The sequence below is a fragment of the Pseudomonas sp. BCRC 81390 genome (genome assembly GCF_030341915.1).
Lineage (GTDB): Bacteria > Pseudomonadota > Gammaproteobacteria > Pseudomonadales > Pseudomonadaceae > Aquipseudomonas.
In genome coordinates this window covers 44,000-54,676 of record NZ_JATAAG010000001.1, presented here as the reverse complement: position 1 = coordinate 54,676, position 10,677 = coordinate 44,000, and the positions used below count along the sequence as shown (strand labels likewise).

7 protein-coding genes are annotated in these 10,677 nt (G+C 67.8%); all 7 read right to left on the bottom strand.

Translation table 11 applies throughout. From position 1 onward, the window contains the following. Nucleotides 1-129 precede the first annotated feature (129 nt). On the bottom strand, nt 130-723 hold the full coding sequence (locus QSV36_RS00230) for a glutathione S-transferase (protein WP_289128775.1): 594 nt from the start codon (nt 721-723) through the stop codon (nt 130-132). After that, entirely contained in the window at nt 720-4,364 is a 3,645-nt protein-coding gene (locus tag QSV36_RS00225; RefSeq protein ID WP_289128772.1) for an AAA family ATPase, read from the bottom strand. The genes QSV36_RS00230 and QSV36_RS00225 overlap by 4 nt, the downstream gene beginning before the upstream one ends. Continuing rightward, nucleotides 4,361-5,599 carry an exonuclease SbcCD subunit D C-terminal domain-containing protein gene (locus QSV36_RS00220; protein ID WP_289128770.1) on the bottom strand — a complete coding sequence of 413 codons (1,239 nt, stop codon included), beginning with the start codon at nt 5,597-5,599 and terminating at the stop codon, nt 4,361-4,363. The genes QSV36_RS00225 and QSV36_RS00220 overlap by 4 nt, the downstream gene beginning before the upstream one ends. A 168-nt stretch (nt 5,600-5,767) precedes the next feature. Beyond that, nucleotides 5,768-7,402, bottom strand: a complete 1,635-nt coding sequence (locus QSV36_RS00215) for a BatD family protein (RefSeq protein ID WP_289128767.1) — start codon at nt 7,400-7,402, stop codon at nt 5,768-5,770. Further along, nucleotides 7,399-9,117, bottom strand: a complete 1,719-nt coding sequence (locus tag QSV36_RS00210) for a tetratricopeptide repeat protein (RefSeq protein WP_289128765.1) — start codon at nt 9,115-9,117, stop codon at nt 7,399-7,401. The genes QSV36_RS00215 and QSV36_RS00210 overlap by 4 nt, the downstream gene beginning before the upstream one ends. Then, the gene (locus QSV36_RS00205) at nt 9,114-10,190 is read right to left on the bottom strand and encodes a vWA domain-containing protein (protein ID WP_289128763.1); all 1,077 of its coding nucleotides are present in this window, start codon (nt 10,188-10,190) and stop codon (nt 9,114-9,116) included. Before QSV36_RS00205 ends, QSV36_RS00210 begins: the two co-directional genes overlap by 4 nt. Next, nucleotides 10,183-10,677: a DUF4381 domain-containing protein gene (locus tag QSV36_RS00200; protein ID WP_289128760.1), complete on the bottom strand. Its 495-nt coding sequence runs from the start codon at nt 10,675-10,677 to the stop codon at nt 10,183-10,185. The genes QSV36_RS00205 and QSV36_RS00200 overlap by 8 nt, the downstream gene beginning before the upstream one ends.

The window sequence follows — 10,677 nt, the reverse complement described above, 5'->3', positions numbered from 1 at the left end:
CAAATACCTGACTGGCATCTGGGCATGCATGCATGGGGATAAGCCATTTGAAACGGCCAAGCTTTTCAGCGCTGAGCACCTCAGAAAAGCTTGACCGCGAACAGAGTATCTACAACGGATCGTATAAACCTATTTGGCCATGACGGCCTTGAACAGGTCCGAAGCCAACCAGCCCTGCAGCCAGCTCCGCAGCCGCGGATAAGCCGCCTCGGCGAACCACTGCGGTTCGACCCCGGCAAACTGGCGCATCAGGGGCAGCAGCGCGGCATCGGCAATGCTCGGGTGATCGGCCAGCAGGTAAGGCCGGCCGACGAGCAAGCCTTCAAGCTCCGCCAGCCAGGTTTCGGCCTGTTGCCGGTAATGTGCGCGTGAGTGCGCCGGGTAGCGCTCGGCGTACTTGTACAGGTTCACCTGCGCCTTGAACGTGCTGTCGTTGCGCGCAATCAGTGATTCAGCCTGCTGCGCCGCGGTAGTGTCGGCTTGCAGCTGCCAATCCTGCGGGTCGTTGCGTGCCAGCGCCCAGCGCATGATGTCCAGGCTCTCTTCCAGCACCTCGGTACCGGTATCCAGCACTGGCACCGTGCCCTTGGGTGACAAGGCCAGCAGTTCTGCCGGCTTGTTCTTCATCGCCACTTCGCGGATTTCCACCTCGCAACCGGCATAGCGCAGGGCCAGGCGCGCACGCATGGCCCAGGGGCAGCGGCGGAACGAGTAGAGAATCACCCGCACACCTCCACATCGCTAAGGCCGTTACCCTGCCGGCGCACCTGGATCTGCACCGGGATGCGTTCGTGCATTTCCTGCACGTGGGAAATCACCGCCACCTTGCGGCCCTGGGCTTGCAGGCCGTCGAGGGCATCCATGGCCAGTTGCAGCGATTCCGGGTCGAGGCTGCCGAAGCCCTCGTCGATGAACAGCGATTCGATGCGCAGGGTACTGGAGGCCATCGAGGCCAGGCCCAGGGCCAGGGCCAGCGACACGAGGAAGGTTTCCCCGCCCGACAGCGAGTGCACCGAACGCAGCTCGTCGCCCATCTCGGTATCCAGCACCAGCAGGCCAAGGGCGCTGCCGCCGCGCTTGAGGCGGTAGCGACGGGCCAGCTGGCGCAGCTGGGCGTTGGCGTGGTGCAGCAACAGGTCGAGGTTGTAGCCCTGGGCGATCTTGCGGAACACGTCGCCCGAGGCCGAGCCGATCAGGGCGTTCAGGCGGGCCCAGCGCTGCCATTGCTGGTGGGCCTGCTCGATTTCTGCCGCCAGCGCCTGGTGCGCCTGTTGGCGACGCTGGTCGTCGGCCTGCTGGGCGCGCAGTTCGGCACACTGCTGCTCATGCCCGACCAGGCGTTCACGCAATTCGGCCAAGGCCTGTTCCACGGTTTCGACCGAGGTCTCCACGGCCATCTGCGCAGCATGCTGCTGCAAGCGTTGCTCACGTTCCTGCAGCAGCACGCGGCCTTGTTCAATGGCTTTTTCGGCGCCTTGCAGGCGCTGGCGCAGTTCATTCACCTGGGCCTCGTCGATGCCCAGCAGGCGATCCAGGCCGGCATCATCGAGTTCCGGGTGTGCGCTGCGCCATTGCGCGATCTGCGCCTGCAACTGCTGGCGCTCGGCATCCAGTGCCTGCTGCTGGCGGACGTTGGCATTGAGTTCGCTGGCCAGCTGCACGCCCTGGTTGCGCAGCTCCTGCAGGCGCTGGACAGTGTCCGCTTCAAAGGCACGGGCCTGTTCCAGCGTGGCGTCCATGTGCTGTTGCCAGGCTTCGGCGCTGGCGTGTTCGCCCAGCAGTTCGCCGAGCGAGGCCCGGGCGTGCTGGCGCTGTGCGTCGAGGGCGGCGAGCTGTTGCTGCAACTGCTGCTGGGTTTGCACGCGCGCCTGGTGCTGGTCGCGCAGCTTGTCCAGCTGGGCCTGGCGGGCTTGCTGTTCCTGATGTTCGTCCTTGCGTTGCTCGAGCAGCTGCAGGCGCTGGGCGATCTGTTGGTCCAAGGCCAGGAAGGCATTGGCCGGGTCGTCGCTGAGGGCCTTGAGAACCTCGTCGGGCAACACGCTGGCCAGGTCATTCAGGCTCTGCTGCAATTGCTGCTCGTCGCTGGCCAGGGCCTGGTGCTGGTGTTCGAGGTGGCGCTGGGCTTGCTGTTGCGCCTCGTGGGCGGCCTGCAGTTGCTGGCTGCGGCGGGCGGCCTCCTTCTGCAAGGCGAGCAGGGCGCTCTGGCGCTGCTCGTCGTGGCCGATTTCCTGCTCCAGGCGCCGCAGCTGACCGTCCAGCCAGGCGCTGCGGGCCTTGTCGTCCTGCGGCGCCATGGCCGGCCACAGGCTGTGCGCCTGCACCTGGGCCACCTGGGCTTGCAGCTGCTCGCCCAATTGCTGCTGTTGCTGCTGATAGTCCTTGAGCTGGGCGTTGACCACGCCCAGCTCGGTGCGCAATTCCACCAGCTTGCTGTTGAAGGTATCGACCTGCTGCTGTGCGGCGTCTTCTTCGGCCTGGTCATGCCGGCCCAGGCTCTGCAGCAACGCTTCCGGGTGATGGAACGGATGCTCGACGCTGCCGCACACCGGGCAGGGTTCGCCGTCGCGCAGTTGCTCGCGCAGTGCTTCGACGCTGGTGTTGCGCGCCAGGCGCTGGCGCTCCAGCAACTGCCGGGTGAGGTTGAGCGCCTGCTCGGCAGCTTGCAGCTCGGCCTTGGCGGCGGTGCCCTCGGTAATCAGTTGCTGGCGCTGTTGCATGGCCTGCTGTTGCCGCTCGCGCACAAGCGCCAGCTGCTCGCGCAGTTCCAGTTCACGACCATGCAGGCGCGACAGCTCTTCCACGGCACGCTGCTGCTTGCGGTTGTCCTGCAGCATGCCGCCCAGCAGGTCGATCTGCTCCGCCAGCGCCTGTGGCTCGGCCTTGGCTTCGCGGAACAGCAGGTCGAAGGCATCGCGCTCGGCCTGCAGGTGAGCGTTGGCCTGGCTGGCCTGGGCCTGCAGGCCGGGCAGTTCCTCGCGACCTTTGGCCAGACGGGCACCGGTGAGCATCACCTGCTTCAATTGCGGCAGGTAGGCATGCCAGGCGTCGGCCAGGCCCGCCAGGTGCTGGCTGTCAGCGAGGGCAGTGTCGATCTGCGTCAATTGCTGCAGGCTGCGCTGCTGGTGCTCCTCCAGCTGCTGTACCTGCTGCTGGCCTTCGGCAACCTGCTGGTCGGCCTGCTGGCTGGCGCTGCGCTGTGCCGTCAGCTCCTGATCCAGGCGGGCCAGTTTGTCTTGGGCGGCGAACGCCTGGCGCAGGCGTGGGGCGTTTTCGCCGTGTTGTGTCTGGCTGTCGGCCAGTGCCTGGCGTGCCGCCTGCAGAGCCTGTTCGAGCTCGCCGGTACGGCTCTGCAGCTCAGCTTGCTGGCGCTGTTGGCTGGCAATGCTTTCTGCCAGCGGCAGCAGTTGCGCATCCAGCATCTGCTGGCGATGGAACTGGTGCCGCTGCGGCGCCAGGCGCTCCAGGCGCACGAGGTCCAGACGCTGCTCGGCCAGTTGCTGCCAGCCCTGTTCGGCAGCCTGCAGGGCGCTGCTGGCTTCGGCGTGCTGGGCTTGCAACTGGCATTGTTCATTCAGCCAGTTGCGTTGCTGTTCCAGCTGGCGCTCGGCGGCCTGGTCGGCCTTGAACTGCTGCTGTGCCAGCTCCAGGCGCTGGTCGAGTTCGGCACGGGCTTCGGCGGCCATCGGCAGCAGGTGGCTGGCACGCTCCTTGAGGGCGTTGTGGGCTTCGCCGGCCTCGCGCGCCTTGCTGAAGGCGCGTTGGCCCAGGCGGGTATAGATGGCGGTGTTGGTGAGCTTTTCCAGCAGCTCGCTGCGCTCTTTGTCGTCGGCCTTGAGGAAGGCGCCGAACTCGCTCTGGGCCAGCATCACCGCGCGGGTGAACTGCTCGAAGTTCAGGCCCAGGCGGGCTTCGACCAGTTGCTTGTATTCGTTCTTGCCGCTGGCCAGCACCTGCTCGCTGTCCAGGTCGTAGAAGCTCTGGCGGCTGGGCTGCAGCTTGCCGTTGGCCTTGTCGCGGGCGCGGTTGGCTTCCCAGCGGGCCCGGTAGCGGCGGCCATCGATACCGACGAAGTCGACTTCGGCAAAGCCGCTGCCGGTACCCCGGCGCAGCAGGTTGCGCGGGTCGGAGGTGGGGATGTCGCCGTCGGCGTCCGGCACCTTGGCCTCGCGGCCGATGTCGTTGAGCCGCGGCACGCTGCCGAACAGGGCCAGGCACAGGGCGTCGAGCAGGGTACTCTTGCCGGCACCGGTGGGGCCGGTGATGGCGAACAGGCCGGCGCTGGCCAGCGGCTCGGCGGTGAAGTCGATGTCGATCGGGCCGGCCAGCGATGCCAGGTTCTTCAGGCGGATGGCGAGAATCTTCATGGCTGTTCCTCTTCCTGCTGCACGTCCTGCAACAGCAGGGCAAAGTCGGCCAGCGCCTGCTCGTCGACCGGATTGCCGTAGGCCTGCTCCCAGGCGCGGCTGAACAGATCCTGCGGGGTCATCCGGGCCAGTTCGACGAAGGCCAGGCCATCGTCTTCGGCGTTGTTGCGGCCGGCGTATTCGGCACTGATGCGCACCAGGCGCACGGCCTTGCCTTGCAGGGCGCCTTCGATCTGCTGGCGCAGGTCGGGTTGCGGCTCGTCGAGGATCACCCGCACTTCCAGCCAGGGCTGGCGGTTGGGGTCTTCGAGCAGGTCGATCACCGGCAGGTCGCCGAGTTGCGCCAGCAGTTCGCCCAGCGGTGCCGGGCCAACCCGTTGCAGGGCCACCGCGCGCGGTACCGGGCGCGGCTCGACGCTGACCAGGCCGCTGCCATCCAGCTCCACTTCCAGTACCTGGTGCGGGTAGTTGATTTCGGCGAACGACAGCGGGATCGGCGAGCCGCTGTAGCGAATGCGTTCTTCGCGGTTGACCTTCTGCGGCTTGTGCAGGTGGCCCAGGGCGACGTAGCTGATGGCCTTGTCGAACAGCCTGGCCGGCAGCGCCTCGGCGTTGCCGATGATCAGGCTGCGTTCGGAGTCCTCCGACACTGCGCCACCGGCCATGTGCGCGTGGCTGATGGCGATCAGCGCCTGGTCTTTCTTGCGCTTCTTCTGCGCAGCGGCGATCAGTTGCTGGTGTACCTGGGTGATGCCTTGCAGGTAATCGTCGCCCAGTTGCGGGCCGGTCACCTCGGCCGGGCGCAGGAAGGGCAGGGCCAGGCACCAGGCGGCGACCTTGCCGCGGCCATTGGTCAGCGGGATCAGCAGGCGCTCGGCGTCCAGCTGGCCCTCGTCCAGCCAGTGCACGCGGCCCAGGGCATGGGTACGCAGGCGGCGCATGAGGGCGGCGGGCAACTCGATGCGCGAGCCGGAGTCGTGGTTGCCGGCGATCATCACGATGTCCAGCTTGGGCAGCTGCTCATGGGCCTGGACGATGAAGTCGTAGAGGCGCTCCTGGGCTTTGACCGGCGGGTTGACCGTGTCGAAGATATCCCCGGCGATCAGCAGCGCATCCGGCTGGCGCAGGCGCAGCTGGCCGAGCAGCCATTCGAGGAAGCAGGCGTGTTCGAAATCGCGTTCCTGGCCGTGCAGGCTTTGGCCCAGGTGCCAGTCGGAGGTATGAAACAGACGCATGGATGACCTGTTGGTGTCGAGTCGAGCAAGCGAGGGCTTGGCTTGGGTGATGGGCGTTGCGCAAGGGCGGTATGGTAACCCAAGCGTGGGGCCGCTGGGCGGCCCGATCGCCGGCAAGCCTCAAGGCCGCTCCTTCAATGATTGTGCTGCCCTTGGGCAGGCAGCCGCTTACTTGGGATAGAGCGGCGGCAGGCTGCCGTTCTCGCCAGCCGGCAACAACACCTGCTCAGCCGGCGGAATGGTCCCGATCGCCCGCCACAAATCCTCACCCTGCCAATACTGCCCGCTCTCGCTGTACAACGCCCCGTTCAAGCCATCCAGCGCATCCGACAGCGGTACGAAGCGCGCCGCCATCTCGGCCAGGGTTTCCGGCTGCTGCCGGGCCCAGGCGTCCAGTGCCTGGCGAGTGGCCTGCGGATCGTTGGCCTGGCAGGCGCGCTTGAGGTCATCCAGCAAGGTACGTGGGCTCGGCCCGCTCTGTGCGGCGCGCAGCACGGCCGGTTGCGAACGCGCGCGCCACCACAGGGCGAAGCCCAGCACGCTGGTCAGGGCAAACAGCAGGGTGGCCAGCTGCCATGGCCATAGCAGGCTGCTGGCGCTGCTGCTGTCGCCCACCGGGGTGTCGGCGCTCAGTGCCGGGTTGTCCTGCACGTTCAGCGTGCGCGCCGGCAGGCTGCTGTGCTCCAGGTGGTCTTCGCGGGTGTTCCACCAGGCCACCTCCAGCACCGGCAACGCCAGCGCGCCACTGTGGGTCGGCACCAGCGCTTCGCGCTCTTCGCGGTTGGCGGTCATGCCACGCTCGCCGATCTCGTTGCGCAGCAGCGGCTGGTCGGGGTAGCGGCGCAGCCCGGTGATTTCGGTGGCTGGCAGCGGCGGCAACTGGGTGCTGGACAAGCCTTCGGCACGCAAGGTGATGTTGCGGGTCAGTGAGTCGCCAATCTGTACCTGCTGGCTGCCGGGGTCGGGGTTCCAGTGCTCTTCCAGGCTCAGGCTGCGGGCCGGCAGCCACGCCAGGCCAGCCGGCCAGGCAGGTGGGATCGGCCGCACGGCCAGGCGCAGTGGCAGCGAGCTGACCTGCACCTGGCGGCCGGCCCGGGCCGTACCGTTGGCGGCCGCGGCGTCGTCCGGGCTGGCGACCGCGGTGGCGGTGAATGTCAGCGACGGAATATCGAGGGTGCCGCTTTGCTGGGCATAGATGGCATAGCGGGTTTCGATCACGCCATGGCGAACACCGTTGATTTCCTTTTCATAGGTGCGTGATTCACCCAGCGGTTCGACCTTGGCATTCTCCAGTTGCAGCGGGCTCAGGCTGCTGTCGTCGTACAGTGCCACCGAGTGGTAGATGCGCAGGGTCAGCACGGCCTGGGCCTGGACATAGACGTCGGCAGTGTCGAGGCTCGCTTCGATGAACACCTGGGAAGCGCTGTCCTGGCGGCTGGCGTCGGCTTGCAGGACTTGCAGGTCGATGGCCTGGCTGTGCGACTGGCCCAGTTGCAGTTCGGGGATGCGCAGGCTGCCACTGCGCCGTGGCAACAGGGTGATGATCCAGCGGGTGCTGGCGCGGGTTTCGCCATCCAGGCTGTGCAGGCTGTTCAGCTGGCGCGTGCCGCGCACCTCGAAGTCGTTTTCCAGCGCGCGCAGGTCGGGCTTGCCAAACTCGGTGACGTCCTGGCTTTCCAGGGTCAGCTCGAGGCTTTCGCCGGCCTCCACGCGGGTACGGTCAACGCTGGCGCGCAGCAGCGGTTCGGCCTGGGCCAGCACGGCCCATAGCAGGCAGAGTAGAAAGACGCCGAAGCGACTCATTGGGGGTTTTCCTGTTGCAATTGCTGTTCATACCAGAATTTGCGCCGCAGCAGCTCGGCCGGGTTGTCGGGGATCTCCCGCAGCCATTGTTCCAGGGCCTGGCGTTGCTCGGCATCGAGGCTGGTCGACAGCGGGCGCTGCGGCGGCTGGATCACGCCGTCATCTGCGCCCGCCTGGTTGCCCGACGCGGCCTGGCTGTTGCCGCTGCCTTCCCCGGGCTGTTCGCTGCCAGGCTGTTCATCAGCGCCGGGTGCGCCCTGGGCCGGGCTGCTGGCCGAGCTGCTGTTGCCTTCGGTTTCGCTGCCGGGGGTGCCCTGGGCATCGCTGTTGGCCGGTTGCTGGTCGGCCTTGGCCGTCCGCTGTTGCAGCAGTTGCTGCACCAGCGCCTGGTTGTCCAGCGCTGCTTGCAGGTCGGGCTGGCGTTCCAGGGCTTGTTCATAGGCGTCCAGCGCAGCCTCCAGTTCGCCGCTGCGGGCCAGCGCATTGCCTCGATTGTAGTGGGCTGCGGCCGTATCGCCCTGGGAAAACGCTTCGGCGGCAGCGGCATAGTCGCCGGCCTGGTACAAGGCCATGCCGCGCCATTGTGGGTCGTGGAAGTGGCGCGCGGCGCTGGCCGGGCGGTTCTGCTCGAGCAGGCGCTGGCCTTGCTGGTCGGGGCGCAGCCACAGGTCATTGAATTCGAAGGCGTGGCTTGGCTGTGGCAGGGCCAGGAGCAAGGGCAGGCAGAACAGCCAGCCGCGGCGGCCGGCACAGGCGGCCAGCAGCAACAGTGGCAGCAACAGCCAGTACCCTTGGTCGGCCCAGCTGTCCAGTTGCAAGGTCTGGCCGTCATTGCGCCCGCTGCGCGGGCTGTCGAACAGGCCCAGGCCGCGCAGGTCGAGGTCGTCGATCCGGGCATGCCGGTAGCGCCCGCCGGTGCCGCTGATGAAGCCCTTGAGGCTGGCGCTGTCCAACCGTGGCAGGAGGATGCCGCCTTGGTCGTCCTTGAGGTATTCACCGTTGGCCTGGCGCACCGGCGCACCCTCGCGGCTGCCGATGCCCAGCATCAGCAAGCTCGGGCCCTGGCGGCCAAGGGCCTGGGCGATACCCTGGCGCTCCGGCGCACTCAGCGCAGAACCGATCAGCAGCAGGCGGCCTTGGCCGAGGCCGCTCTGGGCCAGCAAGGCCAGGCCTTTCTGCACGGCGAGATCGGCGCGTTGGCCGGGCTTGGGCATGATCGACGGGTCGAGCGCCTCCAGCAGGTTGCGGGTGGTCGCCAGGTCGTCGGACAGCGGGACCAGGGTATGCGCCGAGCCGGCATAGACCACCAGTGCGGTCTGGCTGTCGCGGCGGTGCTCCAGCAGGTCGAGGATCTTGCGCCGCGCCTGCTCCAGGCGGTTGGGGGGGCTGTCCTCGGCGAGCATCTGCGGGGTCAGTTCGAGCAGGATCACCAGCGGGTCGGCCGGGCGCTGGCGGCTTTCTTCCACGCGCTGCCAGCTGGGCCCGAGCAGGGCCAGGATCACCAGCGCCCAGGCCAGGCCCAGCGCTACCCAGGGCAGCTTGCTGGTGCTGCCACTGCCACCGCCGAGCAGCACGCCATGGAACGCCGGTGGCAGAATCATCTGCCAGCGCCCGGCGCGCTTGCGCCGGTGCCACAGCTTGTATAGCAGCCAGCCGAGCAATGGCACGGCCAGCAGCCACAGCGGGCGCAACCACTCAGGCCACAGTTCGCTCATCGCCGCCTCCTCAGGCGCAGGCGCTTCAGGCGTTGGCGCCACTCCGGGTGCGGCTGCAGGAAGCGCGGCTTGCGCAACACCCGCTGCAGCAGGTTGTCGGGCCATTGCACGGCGACCACCAACAGCACGCTCAACAACAGCGCCAGGGCCAGCGGCCAGGCATAAAGGGCTTGCGCGGTGCGCGACTGGGTCGGTTGCTGGGCCACCGGTTCAAGCTGGTCGAGGGTGTCGCCAATGGCGTCCAGTTCGGCGCCGTCATGCGCGCGGAAGTAGCTGCCATGGGTGATCTCGGCGATTTCCTTGAGCGAGGCTTCGTCCAGGTCGAGGCTCGGGTTGAGGCCGAGCAGGCCCGGGGTGCCACTGGCTTCGGGGTTGGCGCCGATGCCGATGGTGTAGATCCGCACGCCTTCCTGGGCGGCCAGGCGGGCAGCGGTCAGCGGGTGGATCTGCCCGCCGTTGTTGGCGCCGTCGGTAATCAGCACCAGCACCCGGCTTTGTGCCGGGCGCTGGCGCAGGCGCTTGACCGCCAGGCCAATGGCGTCGCCGATCGCGGTGTTCTTGCCGGCGATGCCGATCTGGGCTTCGTCGAGGAAGGTGCGCACGGTGCGCCGGTCGAAGGTGAGCGGAGCCTGCAGATAAGCCTGGCTGCCGAACAGGATCAGGCCCACGCGGTCGCCTTCACGGTCCTGCAGGAAGTCGCCGAGCAGCGCCTTGACCAGGTCGAGGCGGCTGATGTCTTCGTTTTGCCACTGCATGTCGGGGAAGTCCATCGACCCGGACACGTCCACTGCCACCAGCAGGTCGCGGCCGCTGGCGGCCACCGGGACCGGGTCCCCCAGCCACTGCGGGCGGGCGGCGGCGCACAGCAACAGCAGCCAGATGACGACGAACGGCGCCTGCTGGCGCCAGGTCGGCAGGTTCAGCCGCGCGCGGCGCCCGGCCAGGCTTTCCAGTTCGTTGAGGAAGCCGACCTTGAGCACCGGTTCGCCGCTGTCGGCAGCCGGCAACACCAGGCGCGCCAGCCACGGCAACGGCAACAGGGCGAAGACCCACGGCCAGGCCAGTTCAAACATGCTTGCGAATCCAGGTTTCGACGGCTTGGCTGAGCCCGGCGATGGCCTTGTCGTCGAGCTTGCACTCGGGTTTGTAGGCGCCTTCGACCAGCACCATCCAGCGGGTCAGGCCGGCGGCCGGGCAGCGGTTGTCGAGAAACGCCAGCCACTGGCGGCCATTGAGGGTATGGCTGTTGGCCCCCGGGTAGTGGCTGCGGCACAGGCGCTTGAGCAGCGCATTGATCTGTTGCAGCCAGGCACCCGCCGGGGCGCCGTCATAGGGGCGTGGCAGGCGGGCCAGCTCGGCCAGGGCCTCTGCGCGTACCGGGTCCAGCGGTTGCTCGGCGCGCACCACGCGGCGTTTGCCCGGGCGCCAGCGGCGTAGCCGCCACAGGCCCCAGGCCAGCAGCGGCAGCACGGCCAGCAACACCCACCAGCCTGGGGCCGGCGGCCACAGGCCGATCGGCGCCGGGGCGATCAGCGGTTGCAATTGGTCAAGCGGGTTCAT

Coding starts and splice junctions, on each gene's coding strand:
- QSV36_RS00225 (WP_289128772.1), bottom strand. CDS start 4,364: ATGAAGATTCTCGCCATCCGCCTGAAGAACCTGGCATCGCTGGCCGGC.
- QSV36_RS00220 (WP_289128770.1), bottom strand. CDS start 5,599: ATGCGTCTGTTTCATACCTCCGACTGGCACCTGGGCCAAAGCCTGCAC.
- QSV36_RS00215 (WP_289128767.1), bottom strand. CDS start 7,402: ATGAGTCGCTTCGGCGTCTTTCTACTCTGCCTGCTATGGGCCGTGCTG.
- QSV36_RS00210 (WP_289128765.1), bottom strand. CDS start 9,117: ATGAGCGAACTGTGGCCTGAGTGGTTGCGCCCGCTGTGGCTGCTGGCC.
- QSV36_RS00205 (WP_289128763.1), bottom strand. CDS start 10,190: ATGTTTGAACTGGCCTGGCCGTGGGTCTTCGCCCTGTTGCCGTTGCCG.
- QSV36_RS00200 (WP_289128760.1), bottom strand. CDS start 10,677: ATGAACCCGCTTGACCAATTGCAACCGCTGATCGCCCCGGCGCCGATC.